The following is a 20,274-nucleotide window of genomic DNA, read 5'->3' as shown; positions in this document are numbered from 1 at the left end:
AACGCGGCAGCGGCCAAAGCACACGCTGCAGCCGCGAAGGCGATCGACGCGGCCGCAGCTGCACAGCAGAATGCCAAGGCGGCCCAGGCTGAGGCCAAGAAAGCCCAGGAAGCAGCAGCCAACGCCCGCAAGGAAGCCACCGCAGCTGTGGCCGAGGCCGCGAAAACCGCGGCCTGGTCCGCAAAGACAGCCGGCTACGCCTACGCGACAGCCCAGTACGCCGGAGCGTCCCGGGATGCCGCGATCGCGGTCACGAAGGCGGCCGATGAGGCGATCAGCCTCGGCTCCCCCTACCGCGAGACGGACTCCTCGGCAGCCTTCGCCGTTCTGATCGGCCAGATCTCCAAAACTCTCGCCGAACAGCAGGCCGCCGCGGCCAAGGCCAAGTCGGACGAGGCCGACAAGGCGGCCGCCCAGGCCAAAACGCTGGCCGACAAGGCCGCCGGCGACGCCAAAATCGCCCTGCAGGCCGCAGCCGACGCCGCCGCCTACGCAGCGCAGGCACAGAAGTCCGCAGACGCAGCCCGCGCCTCCGCGGCAGCAGCGTCCGCAGACGCGGCTGCCGCCAAGAAGGCCGACGCCAGCGCACAGAAGTACGACGAGCAGGCCGGCGTCGACGCCGTCTACGCCAGTTTCGCAGCAAACGACGCGGACTCAGCCGCAGCCCAGGCCGACCGGGACGCCACCGACGCCGAGCAAGACGCCACGAGCGCCAACTCTGCGGCCACCTCCGCCGAGAACGACGCAGCGGCTGCCGCCCAGACAGCCACGACAGCAGAGCAGAACGCCACCAGTGCGGAGCAGGCCGCAGCCCACGCCCAGGACTACGCCACTCAAGCGGACCAGGCAGCCGACAGCGCGGAAGCCGAAGAACGGCAGCGCGCCAAGGAAGAACGCGAGGAGGTTGTGTCGTCCGGCGGCTCTACTGCCGAATACGTGCTGACCACGGACGATGAAGCCATCTTGCTCGCAGAGTGCGGACAGGCCTGCGTGGACCAGTACCGCCAGGCCATGCAGGACGCCGACCAGGACGTCATCGACTGGGTCAAAGCCAACGGCGGTCAGATCCTCCTCGACCTGATCGGTGTGAATGATGCCAAGAAGTGCTTCTCGGACCCCGACATCGAGAGCTGCCTGTGGACCGCCTTCAATGCGCTGAGCCTGGCCACAGTGTTCGCCAAGGCCCCCCAGTTCGCCAAGGCCGTCATACGCGTCAGTTCCGGGATCTGGAAGTTCTTCGAGGCCACCACCGCCGCCCGTAAGACCCTCAAAGCCCTGCGGCTCATTATCGACGCCCGCCTCGCCAAAGGCGTCACGTTCTGCATGAAGCACAGCTTCGTGGCGGGCACCAAGGTCAAGATGGCCGACGGCACTCTCCGCAACATCGAAGACGTGACCACCGGAGACCTGGTCCTCAACGCTCAGCCGGGCAGCACCACTGCCGAACGGCACAGCGTCGAGCGGACGCATCGCACGACGACAGACACCCAGTTCACCGACCTGACCGTCGCCACCACCAGTGGCCGGCACACCCTCACCGGCACATCCAACCACCCGTTCTATGACCTGACGACAAGATCATGGACGGACGCAGGACAGCTCCGAGCCGGAGACCGCCTGCAAACCGCGTACCACGGAACCGTCACGGTTCTGGGCACCACCTCGTACACCAAGCCACAGGTCACCTACGACCTCACAATCGCCGGCCTCCACACCTACTTCGTGATGGCCGGCAACGCCCCCCTGCTGGTGCACAACATCAGCTGCCGCACGATCACCACCGGTGTGCTCAAACACATCCGCGATGAGCACCTGTGGGGCGGCGCCTACCACCTGAAGGGCGACATGCGCAACGTGTTCGCCGAGGGAATCGACGGCACCAAGCTGGAACAACTCATTCGGGAAGCGGCCCAGTACGGTAAAGAGGTAGCCAGGCCCAAGAGCGACCCTCGAGGCGGCAACTTCATCGACTACGCCTGGGACGACATCACAACCGGCGCGCTCGGGCAAAACGGAATCCGCCTGGCCGTCGACGAGTTCGGCAACCTCAAGACCGCCATGCCCGCAAACGTCTGGTAGCGAGGAACAGATGATCGTTTTCGCCTTCGAGCCGCGTGCAGACGACGACTCGTGGTCCCCCGACTGGCTCCCGGATCGCCCGGACCTGAACAGTTCGGACTTCTGCCTCGCATACTTCAAGGCAGACATGCAACTCATCATCCATGGTGTAGACCTCAGCGTGCGCCTACTGGGCGAGCCCGTGGTCGACTTGGCACTGATGCTGGACTACGCCACCCGGGAACTCATGCACCAAAACAGCGTCTCGGTCGAAGCCAGCTTGACCCAGCACCTGTACTCGTTCGTTCGGAAAGAACAGAGTGTCACCCTGACGACAACATGGCCGCCGGGATCAGTCGCGCAGCTGACCTGGTCAGAGTTGCAGGAGCTGACCGAAAGAGCAAAGGGCGAAGCGGTGCGATTGATCACCACCGCACACCCGGAACTCCGCCACAACACATGGCTGAGGCAGACCGTGGGGCAACCGCCCACTGCCTAAAACCGGCTGTTGCCAGAGGGATCGGGGCTTGAGCCCCGATCCCTCGTGTCGATCTTCAGTAGTGCTGCCCTCGGTAGACGCCGTCGGCGCCGACGCCGCGGGCCCAGTCGCCGAAGCTCGTATTGCCCAGCTCCATGTTGGCGACGAAGGAGCCTGCCGCGGCGAGGGTGATCCTGAACGGGTCGTCTTCCTCGTCGGGCAGGTTGCTCACGGCCAGCAGCGAAAACTCCGCCGATACCAGGTGAGGCTGATCCTTTGGAGTGGACACCCTGACAATGGATCTTGATGATCCAGGGAGGGATGCCCGGGTGGGACGCAAGTCTCCGTATCCGGAGGAGTTCAGGAAGGACGCTGTCGCGCTCTACCGCGCCGCGGCCGGCAAGCGGACGTACGCGGCGGTGGCCGCGGATCTCGGCATCACAGCGGAGTCGCTTCGGACGTGGGTGCGCAAGGACGACGCCCAGGCCGTGCCCGAGGGCCGCGACGGCAGCGTGAGCGCGGCCGAGGAGCTGGCCCGGTTGCGAGCGGAGAACGCCCGGCTACTGAAGGCGGAGAAGGAGTGGCAGCTGGAGCGCGAGATCCTGCGCCGGGCAGCGGCCTATTTCGCCCGGGAGGTGAAGTGAGACCCCGCCGCTGGGACTTCATCTCCGACAACCGCGCCGACTTCGGCGTCAAGCGGATCTGCCGGGTGCTTGGAGCGTCCCGCGCTGGCTACTACCAGCACCTGGCCACTGAGCAGGCCCGCACCGAACGCCAGGCCGAGGAGAAGCGGACCGTGAGCGAGATCCGCGCCATCCACGCCGAACACCAGGGTGCCTACGGCGCCCCGCGCGTCCATGCTGAACTGCGTGCGAGAGGACGCAGGATCAACCGCAAGCGCGTCACCCGGCTGATGCGGATCAACCACATCGTCGGCCGACACCTACGCAAGAAGAAGCGGACGACGATCGCGGACAGGACCGCGCCACCCGCGCCCGACCTGGTGATGCGCGACTTCACCGCGGACACGCTGAACACCAGGTGGTGCGGCGACATCACGTACATAGCCGTCGGTACGACGTGGCTCTACCTCGCCACGGTGATCGACATCTGCTCGAGAAAGGTGGTGGGCTGGTCGATCGCCGACCACATGCGCACCTCCCTGGTCACCGACGCGATCGAAATGGCTGTGGCCACCCGCGGCGGCCGGGTCCACGGCGTCGTTTTCCACACCGACAGGGGCGCCCAATACAGCGCGGCCGCCTTCGCCGAGGTCTGCGGCCGGCACGGCATCTGCCGCAGCATGGGCCGGGTCGGCTCAAGCTATGACAATGCCCTCGCCGAGTCGTTCTTCCAGGGCCTCAAGCGCGAATTGCTCCATGGCCGCCGCTGGACCTCGAAGGCACAGACTCGGCTGGAGTTGTTCCGCTGGCTGTCGTACTACAACCGACGCCGTCGGCACTCCGCGCTCGGCTACCTCACACCAGCCGAGTTCGAACAGCAACTGATCACGTCACGTACGCTGTCACGCGTCGCATGAAACCCGGTGTCCACTCCCGAGGATCAACCTCAGTATCCCATGAGTACCCGCCCGCGAGCCCGTAGTTCTGCTGGTCGTACATGCAGACGTTCAAGCCCGTGCGGTTGTACCGCATCCGGATCTTGTTGTCCCAGCTCCCCAGCGTGGGCACGCTCGTCCTCGTCTTGAACATCGAGCCCGTGCCGTCGTCGTTTGCCCAGCCGCAGAAGTAGCCCTGGGGGCAGTCGCTGGTCGCCGCCTCCGCGGACGCCGCACCGGCCCCGAGCAGCCCCAGCGATGTGATCCCCCACGTCATGGCCAACGCGGCCGCGCGCCGAAGCAGAGTGTTGCGCATGGATTCCCTCCCTCACGCGGCACGGAGAAAAGTCTCGACGTGCCGCGCCAGAAAGATATCGCAGTCCACGGTCAGTTGATCAAGCGATTCGGCGGTGATCACCGGCTTTGTGGCCGCGCCGCCCGCCAGCCGGCGACCGGGCGCGACCCCAGCTTCGAATATCGCGCGATTGGAATGACGCTCCCTGCCAGCTGGCGCCAGCACCTGGCCCCCGCGGAATCCGGACAGGCCAGGGCGTGACGGCCCTGATGAACGAGTCGACCGCCACACAGGACAGCGAGACGGTCCGGACCGGCCTCCGCCCAGGGCGCGGCGAACGGGTCGCCGGCGTACAGGCCGGGCGGGCGCCAGCGAACCCTCCGGCCAACGAGGCGTCCGGGGCGGTACGGCCGACCATGCGCAGCACCCGGCCGCCGGCGCCGTCCAGCACCTCGTACGTGTCGGCCCACGGCAGTCACGGTCGGTGGCCTCACAGGTGACCACCAGGCGGTCGCCGACCCGCGCCGGGTACCACCGCACGGACGTCAGCGCGCCGTGCCCGCCGAGCCGTGCGTCCACTTCCCCGGCCGCATCCCGGCGGTACCTGGCGGCCTCAGCCCGGGCGCGCGGCGATTCCGGCATGGAACAGCTCCCCTCTCGCGCGCCGGACCCTGCCCGTCCGGCAAGAACGGCACAAAACCAACAGTGTGTCAGGCCATATCTCAATACGCCCTGCCCTGGGCGGATTCGGGTGGGGGCGGACATGCCGAAGGGGCGGCCCGGGGGCGCCGCGAGGTGGCCGGGGCCGCCCCTTCGTCGTGGCGTTGGGGGTCAGAGTCTCAGCAGGTGCCCGGTCTGGGCGCTCAGGTGCCCGTCGGCTGCGACGGAGGCCTCCCCGCGCCGTGGTCACAGTGTCGGCGCGCCGGCGCCGCGCAGCGCGCAGCAGGCGCGTGCGGCGGCATCCGCGGCCAGCCGGAGGGCGGGGGCCAGGACCGCGAGACGGACGAGGGGGCGGAGATGGGGCGCGGCTGGTATGGCTGTGACGGCGCGCCCCGGTCCAGACCCCTGCCGGGTTCCAAAGCCCCGCACATGTGCTGACTTGCGTGTTCGTCAGCTATCGTGACCTTCGTCAGGCCACATTGCGGTACTCGTGGATGAGCCCGCCGAGGATGTCGTGGCGCTGGATCCGCTGCGCGGGGAACGGGATGACGTCGGGATCGTCGGCAGGGGCGCGAAGTTGCAGCGCGCGGTGCGGCCGTCCGCAGTGGTGTGGGCGGGCGTACTCGGCGAGCACATGCCGCAGGTGCTGCTCGTTGTAGATCAGCAGCCGGTCAGTGCATTCGGCTCGTACGGTGCGTGTGATCCTCTCCGCGTGGGCGTTCATCCGAGCCGTCTGCGGCGCACTCTTCAAGATCTCGATGCCGTCGGCGGTGAAGACGGCGTCGAAGGCCTGGGTGTAGCGGCTGTCGCGGTCGCGCAGCAGGTAGCGGAAGCCGGAGGCCCGGTCGCCGAGATCGGCCATGAGGTTTCTCGCGAGCTGGGTGGCCCAGGCCGCGGTGGGGTGAACCGTGACGCCGAGGATGTACACGGCACGCATGCCGACCTCCATGACCGCGAACACGTACAGCCGCCTCAAGGTCACGGTGTCGACGTGAAAGAAGTCCGCAGCCAGGAGCCCAGAGGCTTGGACGCGGAGGAACTCGCGCCACGTGGGTCCCACGCCGGAGCCACGTCGGGGTGCGGGACCGAGGCCGGCGCTGCGAAGGGTACGCCGGATGGTTGAGGCGCCTACTCGGCGGCCGAGGCGCCGCAGCTCGCCCTGGACGCGGGTCGAGCCCCACGTGGGGTTCTCGTGGGCCAGGCGCAGGATCAGGGCGGTGAGCTCCTCAGGGATCGGCGGTCGGCCGGTGCGCGCGGGTTTCTGCTTCCACTTCCAGCGCAGCAGACGTCGATGCCAGGCCAGGAGGGTGCCGGGGGTGACCGACGGTGCCGGCGCAGCCTGCCTGGTAGGTGTCGGACGAGAGCTGCGAGCACGGCGCGGTCCGGCCAGGCGAGGCGCGGCCGGGCGCCGAGCTGGCGGCGCAGCACCGCGACCTCGTGGCGCAGCGCAAGCAGCTCGACGTTCTTGGCCTCCTCCGATCGCGACAACAGCAGGAGCAGCCCGAGAAGCTTCAGGAAGACCAGGTACAGCACGCGCAACGCCCTGCAGCCCGAGCCTGCCATGATCGACCGGGACTGCAAAATACCTGTTCAATGGCTATGCGTTACTTCTGGCACTCCACAGGTCCGTCTGTAAGCTTATGCGTTACCTTTGGGCGAGTTCCTCTGCTTGTTCCTTACGACTGAACGTGAGCACCCAACGCTGACGCGGATTCGCCTGGTCCTCGTCAGCACTGACGAACTTCCATCCCTCGGATTCGATGGCCTCGATGTACCGGCTCTGTATCTGCTGAGCGGAGGACGCCAGACGAAACACGTACGTGGAGTCACCCCGTTCTCGTGCCGCGATCGCGCCCTCGGTCATGCGCTTGCGGCCCCACTTCTGCAGCCATTTCATGCCTGCTCCCCTCCCTCTATAACCGGACACGGCGTCCGTGCATGCAGAACGATAGCCGTATGGCTGGAGGCGAGCAGTGGCGTATCCTTCGACCCGCGTGCTGGGACGGACCGTTCGGCACTCGCTGCTACACGCTGCCGCTGTCCGAGGCGATCGACCGGGGGGTCTGCGCGCGGTACCAGGTGGTGTGTGGACATCCCCGACACGCAACTCCAGACCGCGCAGCTCCTGGACACTGAGGGGCGCTCGGACGGGGTCCGCGGGGCCCGGCTCGTCGCGCTCCACGACGCGCTGGCGGGGCCGGTCGACCTGGGACTGGTTGAGCGGCTGGACCTCCACGCGGGTACCGCGGCCGCCCCGGTTGAGGCGGGCCAGGAGGTAGCGGGCGACGTTCTCCCGCCGCACAGTCCGATAGACCCGCTCGATGCGGTCCGGGTTCTTGCGGGAGGGGGCGCGTCGGCCGTCGAGCCAGACTTTGAGGGTGCGGTCGGTGACGGTCAGACCTGATGAATCCGGCGAGCTGGTCCAGGCGGCGGGCGACGGCCTCGTGGCCCTTGATGCCGCGGGCTCCGTACAAAGAGCGCCGCGGCTTGACGAAGCTACTGGATGCTCGACAGCGCCTCGCGAGCCGAGAGAGTGAACTTGTCTAGCCGACGGTGGAACTCGGCCTCTGCTGACTCGTACACGGCCTGTGCACCCTCACCTGATTCCTCCAAAGGGTGCAGTGCCCTGTTGGCTGTGATCACCGACTTGCCGAGCGCCTCTGCGGCCTCAGCCACCTGCGTGGGCCCCTCCAGGATCGCGAGGCGAATGCCCCGCATCAAAGGATCGAACGCCACACGCAACTCGCCGCGAAGCCTTCCGACGTGCTGCATCAGCTGCTCGTCGGGCGCCGTGAGCGCACCCTTAACCTCGATCTTGCATGACGGTCCGCTGACGGAGTCGGTGGATCGTTTCGCTTTCGGTGGCTGATGGCGGGCATTCCGAGGGCCCGAGTGTCGCCTCGGATGGACGCCGGGTCCCACTGCTCCGGGCTGGTTCCTCTTCTTGTAGGGACAGGCGAATCCGCTGGTCAGCCGGGGTTCGGCAGGAGCGCAAGTCGTTCAAGGGCGGCGGATATCTCGCCGGTCCAGGGCCAGTGGCGGGCGAGGCGGAGGATGCGGCGTCGGCCGGTGGTGACGAGCTGGGCGGCTGCGGAGAACAGGCGGAACCGCAGACGGCGGGGTTCCCAGAGACGGGCCTGGCCGGTCAGAGCGAGCATGGGCAGCCAGGCCAGCAGGTCAAGCGCGATCTGGACGATCTCCAGCCAGACCTTGTTCTGCGCGGTGTGGTGCAGGGGCAGGTTGCGCAGTCCAGTCGCGCGGGCGGCCCGGATCCGGTCCTCGGCGCGGGCCCGCAGCCGGTGGCGGAGCTCGAGCTCGGCGATCGGCCGGTCAGGGGTATTGGTCGCGAAGCACGTGATCCGCATGCCGTCCGCGTCCGTGATCCTCAACTGAGCACCCGGGTGGGGCCGTTCCTTGCGGACGATCAGCCGCATTCCCTTCGGCCAGCCGTCCAGCAGGCTGCCGGTGAGCTCGGCGACCCAGGCCCCGTCACGGACCGTGCCATCAGCCTCGACGGCCGGTGTCCAAGCCGAGGTCGGGATCCTCAGGAGGTGCTGGTGAATGGTCTCGGTGATCACCATGCCGACCGAGTAGGACAGCCAGCGTCCTCGCTTCACGAGCCAGGACACGAAGTCGTGGGTGCCGCCGGCGGAGTCCGTGCGGATCAGCGTCTGCCGCCCTTGCCGGTACTTCTTCGGCAGCTGGGCCAGGGCGAGCTGGGTGGTGGTGATGTGGTCGGCGGCCGTGTTGGAGCCCGCGTTTCCCGGTCTGAGGAGGGCCGCGACGGGCTCACCGGTTCCGCCCGGGCCGTGGTCGACGAAGGCCGTCAGCGGATGGTGGCCGTAGGTCTTCTTCCAGGTCGCGGCCGCGTCCTGTTTGTCGGAGTGCGCGATCACGAGGACACCGTCGAGGTCGACGGTGATCTGACCGTCGGCGTCCGGGGCATTCTCACCGGCCAACGACCAGACACGGTCACGGACTTCGGAGCGTGCGGACCGGATCGCCTGCAGAGCTTTCTCGCCGGAGGCGGCGAGGGCGTCGATCAGGCGGGAGACGGTCGGGCCGGAGGCGACCGGACCGAAGACGGCCGGCACGGCCCGCAGCATCGCGACGTCCGCGAGGCAGTCCCCGCCCAGTGCGACCGCCAGGGCGACATCCAGGAGGACCTTGCCGGGATCGTGGACGGCCCGCGGCTTGCGCCACGGCGCCAGAGATGCCGATACGACCTGGTCAAGACCGCTCTTGCGGACCGTTTCGACCAGCAGGACCGACCCGGCCTGGGAGACGACCTGGCGGCCGTCGTCCTGGACGCGGACACGGGGATAGGACCCGATAGAGTGCTTCACCTGGGAAGTGCCTCCGGCGATGGCAGGAACAAGGACCTCGACAATCCTCATTCTTGCTGGTCAGAGGCACTTTCTGCTTTCCTGACCGCCTGCCGGACGGCCCGCTTCATGAAAGCGCGAGGCTAACGTGCGCCACGTCCTGCTGCACGTCACCCACCCTGATCGGAATTGACCTTTTCGTCCCCATCAAGAGCGGTGCCTTCCGCTGCAGAACTCCACGTGGGGCGAGCCCCCCGCCCCCCAATGGCCCGGAGGTCACAGGACCGGCGCCATCGAGTGACGTCCGGTACGCCGGTTTGTGCGGCCATCTGCTGTGCCAGGGCCGCGTTGGTCTCTTTGAGCTGGCTGTTCTCGATCTCCAAGACATGGACGATCCGGGCCAGGAGCTGTGCCTGTCCGCGCAGGTCGTCGCGTTCAGCGCGCACGCGGGCCAGGTCCTGGTGCTGTTTGGCCGCGCGGGCCCGTGCCGAGTCGGGCAGCGCTGCGGGGTTGGGGGTACGGGCCTTGACCAGGGCGTAGAACAGGTCCTTGAGGCCGGTGCGCTTGTGGGTCAGCTTGGCATCACGCACACAATCTCGCACCCAGTTAAACGACCGAGTTCCGAAACGCCGGTCTTGAACGGCCCGTAGCAGGTGGCGTCGTACGACGCGATGATCTGGAACGTCCAATGCCCCCGGTGCGCCCCTAGGATCTCCCGCTCCACCCGCGCCGCCCACCTGTCATGGCCGGCCTCCCGCAGCAGCGCCACCGCCCGGTGTGCCCGCGGGTGCGTTCGGTCGTCTCCAGCCCCTCCGACAACACCCCCAGCGCCTGGACAAGAGCGTCCGACACACCCCCGCGACGAGCGAGGGTCGGGAGAGGGCTACAGGGCGAGGTGGTTCGTTCAGGGGGAGACGTCGAGGATCCGGACGCCTGCCCCATCCCAGTCCTTGGGTGTGGCGGTGACCACCCGGGCACCCTCGGGACGCTCCGGGTCCGGCTGTGCCACATGCCTGGTATGGGACCAGCCCAGGGAGCGGGACTGTCCGGATGCCGCGAGGACGGCAGCCAGGTCCAGGGGGTGGAAAGCGATCTGATCAAGCATGGCAACGTGGCCGGCCACTCCTGCACGGGCCCGGTCGGCGTCCGCGAGCGCGGCCAGAGCGACGTGGACGCGCCAGGAATCCGTGGCAGCGGACTGGTGCAAGATCCGCGAGACCAGAACATTGCCCGCCCCCAGGGCCAGGAGGGCGCTCTCGTCCAGTACCACGTCCACCGCCCGGTCGGGGGTAGGGATCATGCCGTGTCGCCGAGTCGGCGGGCCAGTTCGGCGTCTGCCGCCGAGTCCTGCTCGGGGGTCGGGGTGTAGCCCGACATCTCCCGCAGCACCGCCAGGGTACGGGCAGTGCGCTCGGCGCGCTCGCTCGCCGTCAGGGTGTGCGCGGCGAAGTCGCTGACCAGCTGCGCGATGCTGGTGCCCTTCTCGGCGGCGAGGGCGGCGAGTCTGTCCCGGACGGTGTCCTCGACCTTGATCGTCGTGTGTGCCATGGAGGCCAGAATACATCAGGTATACCGATCGGGAAGGTGAGTAGCGCCGCCGGCCGGAATCGGCCACAGAGGTCACCCGGCCGCATCGTCTGCACGACGAACGCGATCGAATCGGTGAACGCACGCATCCGGCAGGCGGTCAACGCCCGCGGCCACTTCCCGAATGAGCAGGCCGCGCCGAAGGGCCTCTACCTGGCGATCATGTCCCTCCACCCCACCGGCAGGGCCCCGGGGAGAACCACGTTCGTCCGGTTTGATCACGTTATTCCGTGGAGGGTGAGGTCCCAGGCATTCGTTGGTACGTCGTGGATCACGAGAACGGACCGCTCGTCGCGCTGTCACTGCATGCGGCGCGGACACACGTTGGTGGATGACCTGCCCAAAACCGTCCCTCGTATGCCCGACCCCCGCTGCACTCCCCACCGCCAAGCCGCTGACCAGCAGAAGTACAGAAGTCCGGCTGGAGTACTAGCTCCAACGCCGTTCAGTTAAGGGCGGAGGCTGTTCGTCAAGGCCGGTGAACGAGGCAGCGGAGCTGCTGTAGAAGAGGTTTGTCCTCCAAGACATCCTCACCACAGGAGCTCCGCTGTTGGAACAGGCTGCCATAACCAGGACGGTCGGGGTAGCGGCCGGGGTGTTCGCGCCGGGGCATATCGGTGAGCTGACCCGGATCATCCCGTTCGAGATGGTCGACGAGGTGCTGGCGGCGACCGGAACGGTCCAGCGCAGGATCCGTCTGCTGCCGGCGCGGGTCACGGTCTACCTGCTGCTGGCCGGAGCGCTCTTCAGCGGGCTGGGCTACCGGCAGGTCTTCGACCGGTTGCGTGCCGGGCTGTCGGGCCTGGCAACGGTTCGGCCCAGCGGCAGCGCTCTTCGCCAAGCGCGGCAGCGGCTGGGCCCGGCACCGATGAAGGCACTGTTTGACCTGGTGAGGGGACCCGCGGCCACGACCGCTGCCGCCGGGCGGTGGCGGGGTCTGAGAATCGTCGCGGTCGACGGCACCCTGCTGCCGGTCCCGGACTGTCCCGCCAGCCTTGCGGTGTTCGCCCGCCAGCGGCTCGGCAACGGGACCTCGGGCTATCCGCAACTGCGTCTGGCCGCGCTGGTGGCCTGCGGGACACGCTCGGTGACCGGGGCCGTATTCGGTTCAGCCGCGACCGGCGAGCTGGAGTACGCCCGCCGGCTGGCAGTGGACCTTCGGGCCGGGATGCTGCTGCTGGGTGACCGGAACTTCGCCGCCGCCGCACTGCTGAACCAGATGGCCGCCACCGGCGCCGATCTGCTCGTGCGCTGCAAGGCCAACCGGCGCCTGCCAACGGTGGCCCGCTGCCGCGACGGCTCGACACTGACCCGCATCGGAACACTGACCATGCGTGTCATCAACGCCGAGATCACCATCCGCACCGCTCAGGGCACACGCACCGGCCACTACCGGCTCCTGACCACCCTCACCGACCCCGCCACCCACCCGGCCGGCGAACTCGTCCGGCTCTACCACGAGCGCTGGGAGATCGAGACGGCCTACGCGGAGCTGAAGTCGGGCCTTGACCCCTGATGTTGGACACACGAGACACTGGATCCTGAGGATCTGAGAACGGACATCTCGTGGTCATGAAGAACTACCCGCCGGAGTTCAAGGCGGACGCGGTCGCGCTCTACGAGTCGCGGCCGGAGGCGACGATCAGGTCGGTCGCCGCCGATCTGGGCATCAATCCGGAGACCCTGCGGAACTGGGTGAGGGCTGCCGGAGCAAGCCGTCCGCGAGGACGCCGGGCACCGGAGACGGCCCAGCCGCCGCAACCGCTGGAGGCGGAGAACGCGGCTTTGCGGAAGAAGATCCGCGAGCTGGAGGAGGAACGCGAGATCCTGCGGAAGGCGGCCAAATATTTCGCCGGGGAGACGCGCTGGTGAACCGCTTCCAGTGCGTCGCCGACCTGCAGCGCCGCTACGGCGTGAAGCGGCTCTGTCACGTCCTCGGCGTCAGCCGCTCGAGCTTCTACTACTGGCGCCGGACAGCCGCCGACCGGGCCGCCCGGCAGGCGGCCGACGCCCAACTGGCGGCCCGGATACGGGCGGTGCACCGGGAATCGGACGGCACCTACGGAGTCCCGCGGATCACCGCCGAACTCCGCGAGACCAGCGGTGAGGCGGTCAACCACAAGCGAGTCGCCCGCATCATGCGAGAGTCCGGGATCGAAGGGGTCCGGTTGCGCCGCCGGCACCGCACCACCGTCCCCGATCCGGCCGCAGCCAAGGCCCCGGACCTGATCCGCCGCGACTTCACCGCCATCACGCCGAACACGAAGTACGTCGGTGACATCACCTATCTGCCCCTCGACGGCGGGAAGTTCTGCTACCTGGCCACCGTCATCGACCTCGCCTCGCGCCGCCTGGCCGGCTGGGCGATCGCCGACCACATGCGCACGGACCTCGTGATTGACGCCCTGGCCGCCGCCGTCCGCACCCGCGGCAGTCTCGCCGGATCGATCATGCACACCGACCACGGAGCCCAGTACACCAGCAGGGCCTTCGCTGAAGCCTGCAGGTCAGCAGGGGTCCGACAGAGCATGAGCGCGGTCGGGTCCAGCGCGGACAACGCACTCGCCGAGTCCTTCAACGCGACCTTCAAACGCGAGACCCTGCAGGGCCGCAAGAGCTGGCCGGGCAAGCGCGAAGCCCGACTCGACGCGTTCAGATGGCTCCACCGCTACAACACCCGGCGCCGACACTCCCACCTCGGACAACGATCACCCATCGCCTTCGAGAACACCTTCCACCCCACACCAACTACGCTCACACCAGCCGCATAACCCGTGTTCAGGATTCGGGGTCAAGGCCCGGGTGCGGTTGAAGCGTTCGACCTTGCCGTTGGTCTGCGGGCGGTAGGGCCGGGTGCGCCTGTGGGCGATGCCGGCGGCTGCGAGGGTGTCGCGCCAGTCGCGGGAGCGATAGCAGGCGCCGTTGTCGGTCAGTACGCGCTCGACGGTGATCCCGGCCCGGCTGTAGAAGGCGTGGGCCCGCTGCCAGAAACCGGTGGCGGTCTCCTTCTTCTCGTCGCCGAGGATCTCGCTGTAGGCGAGGCGGGAGTGGTCGTCGACGGCGGTGTGCAGGTAGCTGTAGCCGGCGTTCGAGCGGTTCTTGCGGCCCGCTTGCCGGCCCAGGGTCTTGTGGCCGCCGCCGTCGGGGATGTTGCCGAGCTTCTTGATGTCGACGTGCACCAGCTCGCCGGGCTTGGCGCGTTCGTAGCGGCGGATGACCCGGCCGGTGGCCCGGTCCAGGTGCGTGAGCCGGGCCAGGCCGAATCGGGTCAGCACGCGGTGCACGGTCGAGGGCACCAGGTGCAGCAGGCCCGCGATGCGGGCCGGGCCCCAGCGGCGCAGGAGACGGACCTTGATGATCCGGCGTTCGGTGCGGGTCGGGGTGCGGCGCGGGCTGGTGTGCGGGCGGGAGGAGCGGTCGCGCATGCCCGCCTCGCCGAACGCCCGGTAGCGGTCGGCCCAGCGCTGGGCTGTGGTCGGCGAGACCTGGAAGCGCTCGGCGGCCCGGCGCAGCGGCCAGCCGTCCACGACCACGCACCGGGCCAGACGCAGACGGCCGGTCTCGGTCAGGGGTGCATTACGGTGGGGCACGAGGGCCTTTCTGTCAGGTGTAGACGTCGCAATCCACACCGAACCGGAAGGCCCTCACCTGTTCAAGATCCCTCAGCCGAGACCTGGCTCACCCGTCCACAACCTCCCGAGACAGAACAACTAGGCTGCCGTCCACGATCAGAACCGTGTCCCTGCGAAAGCGTCTGCGCTGCTGCAGGGCGAGCGCCGGGCCGAGGTGGTCGATGATCCGGTCGGCCGCGGACTTCGACACCCCGAACAGCGGAGCCAGCTGGCGCAGGGTGAGGTTGGTCCGCCAGTACGCGGCGACCAGCAGCACCCGGTCCTCCAGCGGCAGGCTCCAGGGCCGGCCCTTGCGGACCGGGCCGGCACCCTCGCGCCGCAGCGCGGTGATCAGCTTGCCGAACTGCCGCGGGCTCAGTCCGGTGAACGGGGCTATCCAGGACGACTCCGACGCCGTGATCACACCAGCCATGCGACAGATCATTTCAGTTGCCGACACCCTCCCCCGCGACTGATCCTGGGCACCGGGCCAGCAAGGAGGACAGGATGGGGCTCATGCTCTTCCCCGGAGACGGCGACGTGACCAGCCCGGACGTCTCCTGGTCCTACACGGGCTTCAACATGTTCAGGGAGTGGCTGGCTCAGGCAGAGGGATTCACCCTTGCCGAGATGAACGGATTCGGTGGAGAGCGTACGTGGAGCAGTGTCTCCACCACGCTGACGCCGCTCCTCGAACACCCGGACGACGACGGCCCCAGCCTCACGCCTGCTCAGTGTGGGGCGATGCTGCCACGACTGGAAGCCATCATGGACCAACGGCAACGCGATCGCAGCGCTCCCGCGCTCCAACGACGCATTGATGACACTCGCCAACTGGTCACCGTCTTGAAGTACTGCTTGGACAAGGACGTCGAGCTCATCTTCGGCTGACCGCGCAGGCAGCCTCCCGTCGGAGACGATCAGCGCTTACGGGACAACGCTTAGGACTGCACCGCACGGAGGTCTTCGTGTCCCACCGTCATGCCCGGCTGACCGTTCACGGCAGGCGACTGCTGATCGAGCGTGTCCGCTCCGGCCGTCCCCTCGCGCATGTGGCCGCTGAGACTGGCATCTCGCGGCCCACTGCCCACAAGTGGCTGCGCCGCTGGAGGCAGGAGGGAGAAGCCGTCTGTACGACCGCTCCAGCCGGCGCCACAGGACGCCGCACCGCACTCCCACTGCGGTCGAGGCCCAGGTCTGCCGCCTGTGACCAGACCGCAAGCCGGGTCCGGCCCGGATCGGTCCGATCCTGGGACTGCCCGCCTCGACCGTGCACCGGGTCCTGGCCCGGCACGGCCTGAACCGCCTGGCCTTCCTGGACCGGCCGACCGGACAGATCATCCGCCGCTACGAGCGACCGGCAGGGCGAACTGATCCACGTCGACGTCTAGAAGCTCGGCCGCATGGTGCGAGCCGTGTCCGGCGGCGGGGCAGCGCCGATGTAGCGGGCCACACGGGCGTCGCTGGGCAACTGGTAGGCGCCCTCGGGCAGATGTGAGCCGGTGTCGTCGCCGGCGCCCTCGGGCAGCTCAGTGACCGTGACGGGGATGTCGGCGACCGCCCAGTGCCAGAACCCGGACCCGCTGGGCTCGGCCTGGCCGACCGCAGGCCAGGCGGAGCAGACCGTGGTCGGCGTAGTCACGCAGCACCTTGGTGCAGGTCTCACGGAAGGCACCGTCGAGGGCAGCTAGTTGTTCGTAGTGAGGGCAATCTGCGGGTGGCGCCCGACCTGCCGCAGCGGGCCTGCTGGGGGATGAGCTTGGAGGCGTCGCCGCGGGCCGGCGATGGCGGTTATGGGATCTGACCTGCGTTGGCCTTCGCCATTCGGCCGGCAAGGATCGTGGCGAGTTGCTGGAGACGTCCGGCGTGCCCCGGGCTCCCATCGTCCAGCTGGTGTGCTAGGCCGATGAATGCCCCGTAGCGGAACACCAGCATTCCGTTGGACCTCGACGACGTCGGCCCGCTGTCCGGCGAGAAGCCCTGGCTCTCCTCGCCGTAGTTGCCCAGACCAGCAATTTTGCGCTCCTCGATGCCGCCCTCCACGAGATCCACGTACGCGAGGTGAGCTGTCGTGGCGTCGGGAAACGCCAGTACGATAAATTCTGCGTAGTTGCCTGGATTGCTATCTGCCGTCACCTTCGGGCCGTACTTCACACCGCCGACAGCGGTGGCATTCTTCTGGCACTCGGGTGCGGCACGGCAGAGGAATAGTTTGGCTGCCGACGTGGCGACGTACGGGGCGTCGGCCTGCGGAAAGACACGGCTGTCCACAGAGTTCCGATCGGGGAGGATCCGACGGACCGTCGCCGTGGTTGGCGGCAGAGCGGTACTCGTCGGGCCGACAGCACCCGTCGCGCGGGACGCGGACGGCGTGCTGATCGGCGGTGCGTCGTCATCCTGCAGAAGCTGGGCGCCACCGTAACCGGCAAGAACCAGAATGAGGATGACCAGGGTGAGCACCGCGAGCGTCCGGGCGTCACCATTGCGAATGTTGTTGATGATCTGGTCGCGACCAGCGAAGTTACCCCGGACCTTGTTCCTTGCTCCCTGGAGGGTGACACCGCCACCGGAAGCGACGTTGGAGGGCTGAGCTGCGGCGGGTGCCTCTTCCGGGGCGGGTATGACACTGGTGAGCTGGACGACGAAGGACTGGTCGGCGGCCATCACGGTCACCAGGGCACTGTGGAGGACGGCCTGGGCCGCAGGTTCCTGCGGTGCCGCGTCGAACGTGGCCACGGCGGCATTCTGCCCGGCGCCCGTGAGCCGGGTGCGAACCAGATCGCCGACCAGCGAGGCGGCGGCGCTGCCAGCGCCGGTAGCAGCCGCTGTGCCTGCTGCTGCCATCATCTGGACTACGGCCGAGGCAAGACCGTCAAACGCGCTCACTGATATACCCCCGGAGACGGCAACAGTCACGCTCATGCTTCCATGCGGACCTGTAGCTCAAGTCGGCAGAAGCCCAATCGCAATATTCCGTGCTCGGCAAGCCCCGAATGCGACGCCCGGCCAGCTCCTGGAACTGTGGGAGGGCCGGGCGCACCTTGAGTACGAGGTGGCCGAGGCCACCTTGCGGCCCCAGGACGCCATGCCGGTGAGCGACAAGGCCCGGCTGGGCGCCTACGTGGTGGGCGCCGACATCGCGCGCAAGGTCCGCGGCCTGGGCCACGGGGACGACAAAGTCCCGGCAGTGCTGGAGGAGATGCGCGCCCAGTTCGCCGCGCAGGGGCCGGCTCAGGGAACCACGGCCACAACCGCACGGGGCGCTGCCGCCCAGGAGACAGACACCGTCCTCCAGCAGATGATCACCTCCTGGCAGGAAGCCATCACCTTCGAGTGGATCAGCGACACCTGATCCCTGCAGCGCGCTGCTCGAAGGATCGGCGGTCCGCAGGTGGCAGCGGAAGAGCTGGACAGCCCCGCCCACCGCGCTGCCCTCCAGTTCGCCCCTGGTCACTGAGCCAAGAGCTTGGCCAGCGTGAGGCAGTCCTTCAAAGGACGGCAGCACGAAGGTGGCCAGGATCATCGTGCCGGTGTTCCTGGAGCCGAACGAGGACCCCACCGACATGGTCGCGTCCGCGAGCTTCAAGCCGCTCGTGGCCGTGCTCCAGGGCCTGCGCAGCCACGATAAGCGCCTGGTCGAGCAGCTCGCTTCCCGGGCTACACGAGCGGGAAGCGCAAGGTGCACATCCGGCGTGACGAGGAGGGGCGGATCGTCGGGGCCGGCGGGGAGGGCGACGGCGAGGACCAGGAGGACGACGACACCGTCGCCGCTGCCGAGTCCACGCTGCTCCACTTCTCCAGCCCGCGCGACACGGCGACCATCGCGGCCTTCCCGCGCACCCGGGTGTACCGGCCGGAGTCTCTGGTGTGGCTGGAGGGCTACCAGGCCCTGCTGCGGTGGCGGGCGGAGAACGGCATCACCGACGTCTACGCCGTGCCCTATGACGTAGAGGTCGAGGTCGGGGCGACGAAGGCGTTTCCGCTTGGCCGATGGGTCCACCAGCAGAGGAAGGCGTTGCGGGCCGGGGAGCTGGAGGAGCGGCGCAAGACGCTGCTGGACGCGCCGGAGGCCGGGATGGTCTGGGAGCCAGGCCAGGAGGCGTGGGAGGCCAAGCTCGCCGCGCTCCGGTCCTACCGGCGAGCCACGGGGCACCTCGCACCACGTCAGGACGCGGTGTGGGGCGAGGGTGAGGCGATGGTGCCCGTTGGGCAGCACATGGCCAACCTGCGCCGGCAGGGCGGGCTTGGGAAGGACCCGAAGCGCGCGGCGGAGCGGGCGAAGCAGCTGGCGGAGATCGACCCGGACTGGAACTGCCCGTGGCCGCTGAACTGGCAGCGGCACTACCAGGTGCTCGCCGATCTGGTCGACGCCGACGGCGTCCTGCCCTACATCGCGCCGGGCGTCACGTTCGAGGGTGATGACATCGGCACCTGGAGGTGGCGGCAGCAGGAGCCGGGCACGTGGGCGCAGCTCCTTCCCGAGCAGCGGGAGCGGCTGGCCGCGCTGGGCGTGCGGGGCGCCTCCCTCCCCCTGATGGCCGCCGCCCCGGCGGGGCTCCCTCCGGCGCCAGCCGACGCGGCCAAGGGCCCGAGGAAGGCTGGGAGCAAGGCTGAGGCGGCGTTTCAGCGGGGCCTGGCAGCCCTGAAGCAGTGGGTGGAGAAGGAGGGGCAGCGTCCCGTTCCGCGCAGCACGGTCGTCGAGATCACGGTCGACGGCGAGGCAGAGCCGGTGCCGGTGAAACTCGGGGTATGGATCTCCAACACCAAATCGAGGAGGGACCGGCTGGACGCCGACCAGCTCGCCGCCCTCGCCACACTGGGCATGGACTGGGCAAAGGCAGCGGTGCCGACCCCGTCCGGTGCTGCCGACCAGACTGACCCGGCTCGGCCCGCCGCAGTCAATTCGCGGCCTGCTCCGGCGAAGCCGCTGCTTGAGCGGGACCACCACGACGAGTGAGTTTTACAAGGGCGGCACCTACCTCGAACAGTGACGACTCCGCTCCTGCTGAGGTCTGCTGAGCGGCCTCGGCTCCCCGCCTCGGCCGCTGCTCGGCGCACCAGGCGCCGACGGCTTCTGTCCCAGCCGCCGGGCGACGACGGGTCGGCACAACGGCCCCGGCCGCCGCCTCAGCACTGAACACGTATCCGACTGTGGACGGTTGCTGACAGACCCCGGCTCCCCGGCTCGCCTGCCTCACCGGATGAGGTGGCCGCCCTGGTCACGCCTGCGGTCATGCAGCTTGTCGAGTACGTCAGCGAGGACGGACATGGACTTGGGCTCCGCCCGCGCGATCTGGTCGGTGAGGGTGAGCGCCTGCAACGTCGGGGCCAGCTGATTCAGCAGTGACAGCGCGTCCGGCAGTGTCGCGGCGTAGACCCACTCGAAGTGGTCCGGCCCATCGATCTCGAATAGATACGAGGGCTCCTCGGACCGCGCCCAGACGTTGAGCATCAACGGTGTCCCGTACGCCTCGCCTACCTGCGTCCAGGTGCGATACCCGGCGGCCTTGATGTTTTCCGTGACGTCATCTCCCGTCTGGTTCGCCACTGGGTCCTCGGCGGTGACCCACTTACCCGCTTTTAAGACCCAACCCTGAGTGGGCTGACCAGACTCCAGACTGCTACTCACACGCGTTCCCTTCCATGTCGCGCGGCCCCGGTCCCGGCCGCGGCTGGCACCACCCATCTTGCCCGTTGCTTCG

The 20,274-nt window shown here is 68.4% G+C and carries 17 protein-coding genes and 8 pseudogenes; 10 read left to right on the top strand and 15 right to left on the bottom strand.

The annotated features are described in order from the left end of the window. Together AC6I72_RS39305 and AC6I72_RS39300 are read left to right on the top strand one after the other, a co-directional pair. Positions 1-2,079: Hint domain-containing protein (locus AC6I72_RS39305; protein WP_498006865.1), on the top strand; the 2,079-nt coding region annotated here is incomplete at its 5' end. A gap of 10 nt (positions 2,080-2,089) precedes the next feature. Continuing rightward, the gene (locus AC6I72_RS39300; protein WP_498006864.1) at positions 2,090-2,557 is read left to right on the top strand and encodes a hypothetical protein; all 468 of its coding nucleotides are present in this window, start codon (positions 2,090-2,092) and stop codon (positions 2,555-2,557) included. Between the two features lie 55 nt (positions 2,558-2,612). Here the strand turns inward: AC6I72_RS39300 and AC6I72_RS39295 are convergent, their stop codons facing one another. After that, positions 2,613-2,825, bottom strand: a complete 213-nt coding sequence (locus AC6I72_RS39295) for a DUF6924 domain-containing protein (protein ID WP_498006863.1) — start codon at positions 2,823-2,825, stop codon at positions 2,613-2,615. 40 nt (positions 2,826-2,865) lie between these two features. Here AC6I72_RS39295 and AC6I72_RS39290 point away from each other — a divergent pair. Then, positions 2,866-4,076, top strand: a protein-coding gene (locus AC6I72_RS39290) for an IS3 family transposase (RefSeq protein WP_498005009.1) whose coding sequence is annotated in 2 segments (ribosomal slippage) — positions 2,866-3,112 and positions 3,112-4,076 — 1,212 coding nt in all. Because the reading frame shifts where the segments join, the coding sequence is not laid out codon by codon here. On the opposite strand, the gene AC6I72_RS39285 is transcribed toward AC6I72_RS39290, so the two are convergent. The 9 genes and pseudogenes from AC6I72_RS39285 to AC6I72_RS39245 form a co-directional block, all read right to left on the bottom strand. Then, a complete protein-coding gene (locus AC6I72_RS39285; protein WP_498006862.1) occupies positions 4,045-4,410 on the bottom strand; it encodes a peptidase inhibitor family I36 protein in 366 nt (121 codons plus the stop codon). The genes AC6I72_RS39290 and AC6I72_RS39285 overlap by 32 nt on opposite strands. Before the next feature lie 1,108 nt (positions 4,411-5,518). After that, positions 5,519-6,612, bottom strand: a pseudogene (locus tag AC6I72_RS39280) (integrase core domain-containing protein). An 82-nt stretch (positions 6,613-6,694) separates the two neighbouring features. Then, the gene (locus AC6I72_RS39275; protein ID WP_498006885.1) at positions 6,695-6,946 is read right to left on the bottom strand and encodes a hypothetical protein; all 252 of its coding nucleotides are present in this window, start codon (positions 6,944-6,946) and stop codon (positions 6,695-6,697) included. Positions 6,947-7,225: 279 nt separating this feature from the next. Continuing rightward, a pseudogene (locus tag AC6I72_RS39270) lies at positions 7,226-7,505 on the bottom strand (transcriptional regulator); the annotation flags it as partial. A 40-nt stretch (positions 7,506-7,545) separates the two neighbouring features. Then, positions 7,546-7,821, bottom strand: a complete 276-nt coding sequence (locus tag AC6I72_RS39265) for a hypothetical protein (RefSeq protein ID WP_498006860.1) — start codon at positions 7,819-7,821, stop codon at positions 7,546-7,548. Between the two features lie 197 nt (positions 7,822-8,018). After that, a complete protein-coding gene (locus AC6I72_RS39260; protein ID WP_498006859.1) occupies positions 8,019-9,395 on the bottom strand; it encodes an IS1380 family transposase in 1,377 nt (458 codons plus the stop codon). Positions 9,396-9,544: 149 nt separating this feature from the next. Further along, positions 9,545-9,964 (bottom strand): hypothetical protein, encoded by a 420-nt coding sequence (locus AC6I72_RS39255; RefSeq protein WP_498006857.1) that lies wholly within the window; start codon positions 9,962-9,964, stop codon positions 9,545-9,547. 314 nt (positions 9,965-10,278) lie between these two features. Then, a complete protein-coding gene (locus tag AC6I72_RS39250) occupies positions 10,279-10,674 on the bottom strand; it encodes a PIN domain-containing protein (protein WP_498006855.1) in 396 nt (131 codons plus the stop codon). Further along, a complete protein-coding gene (locus tag AC6I72_RS39245) occupies positions 10,671-10,922 on the bottom strand; it encodes a hypothetical protein (protein ID WP_498006853.1) in 252 nt (83 codons plus the stop codon). Before AC6I72_RS39245 ends, AC6I72_RS39250 begins: the two co-directional genes overlap by 4 nt. A gap of 81 nt (positions 10,923-11,003) precedes the next feature. Here AC6I72_RS39245 and AC6I72_RS39240 point away from each other — a divergent pair. The 3 genes and pseudogenes from AC6I72_RS39240 to AC6I72_RS39230 form a co-directional block, all read left to right on the top strand. Next, positions 11,004-11,165: pseudogene (locus AC6I72_RS39240) on the top strand (transposase); the annotation flags it as partial. A 346-nt stretch (positions 11,166-11,511) separates the two neighbouring features. Continuing rightward, a complete protein-coding gene (locus AC6I72_RS39235) occupies positions 11,512-12,477 on the top strand; it encodes an IS4 family transposase (RefSeq protein ID WP_498006851.1) in 966 nt (321 codons plus the stop codon). Positions 12,478-12,527: 50 nt separating this feature from the next. Further along, a protein-coding gene (locus AC6I72_RS39230) for an IS3 family transposase (protein WP_498006826.1) occupies positions 12,528-13,732 on the top strand; the annotation gives its coding sequence in 2 pieces (ribosomal slippage) (positions 12,528-12,819 and positions 12,819-13,732; 1,206 coding nt in all). 24 nt (positions 13,733-13,756) lie between these two features. Here AC6I72_RS39230 and AC6I72_RS39225 read toward each other — a convergent pair. After that, positions 13,757-14,551 (bottom strand): annotated as a pseudogene (locus AC6I72_RS39225) (IS481 family transposase); the annotation flags it as partial. A 118-nt stretch (positions 14,552-14,669) separates the two neighbouring features. Continuing rightward, a pseudogene (locus tag AC6I72_RS39220) lies at positions 14,670-15,005 on the bottom strand (helix-turn-helix domain-containing protein); the annotation flags it as partial. 74 nt (positions 15,006-15,079) lie between these two features. On the opposite strand from AC6I72_RS39220, the gene AC6I72_RS39215 reads away from it, so the two are divergent. Together AC6I72_RS39215 and AC6I72_RS39210 are read left to right on the top strand one after the other, a co-directional pair. Further along, positions 15,080-15,463 (top strand): hypothetical protein, encoded by a 384-nt coding sequence (locus AC6I72_RS39215; RefSeq protein ID WP_498006849.1) that lies wholly within the window; start codon positions 15,080-15,082, stop codon positions 15,461-15,463. Positions 15,464-15,540: 77 nt separating this feature from the next. Then, a pseudogene (locus tag AC6I72_RS39210) lies at positions 15,541-15,960 on the top strand (leucine zipper domain-containing protein); the annotation flags it as partial. On the opposite strand, the pseudogene AC6I72_RS39205 reads toward AC6I72_RS39210, so the two are convergent. Both AC6I72_RS39205 and AC6I72_RS39200 read right to left on the bottom strand, forming a co-directional pair. After that, positions 15,931-16,160 (bottom strand): annotated as a pseudogene (locus AC6I72_RS39205) (YbhB/YbcL family Raf kinase inhibitor-like protein); the annotation flags it as partial. The pseudogenes AC6I72_RS39210 and AC6I72_RS39205 overlap by 30 nt on opposite strands. Before the next feature lie 203 nt (positions 16,161-16,363). Beyond that, complete coding sequence (locus AC6I72_RS39200) at positions 16,364-17,494, bottom strand: hypothetical protein (RefSeq protein WP_498006847.1); 1,131 nt, start codon at positions 17,492-17,494, stop codon at positions 16,364-16,366. A gap of 130 nt (positions 17,495-17,624) precedes the next feature. Between AC6I72_RS39200 and AC6I72_RS39195 the strand changes: the two genes are divergently transcribed. Both AC6I72_RS39195 and AC6I72_RS39190 read left to right on the top strand, forming a co-directional pair. Next, positions 17,625-17,924, top strand: a complete 300-nt coding sequence (locus tag AC6I72_RS39195) for a hypothetical protein (protein WP_498006845.1) — start codon at positions 17,625-17,627, stop codon at positions 17,922-17,924. A gap of 136 nt (positions 17,925-18,060) precedes the next feature. Next, positions 18,061-19,406, top strand: a pseudogene (locus tag AC6I72_RS39190) (helicase associated domain-containing protein); the annotation flags it as partial. Between the two features lie 360 nt (positions 19,407-19,766). Here AC6I72_RS39190 and AC6I72_RS39185 read toward each other — a convergent pair. Beyond that, positions 19,767-20,201: a hypothetical protein gene (locus AC6I72_RS39185; RefSeq protein ID WP_498006843.1), complete on the bottom strand. Its 435-nt coding sequence runs from the start codon at positions 20,199-20,201 to the stop codon at positions 19,767-19,769. Between the last annotated feature and the right edge of the window lie 73 nt (positions 20,202-20,274).

Source organism: Streptomyces sp. Xyl84 (assembly GCF_059731885.1).
Note: the sequence above shows the minus strand (reverse complement) of the source record. Positions and strands in the feature narration are given on the sequence as shown.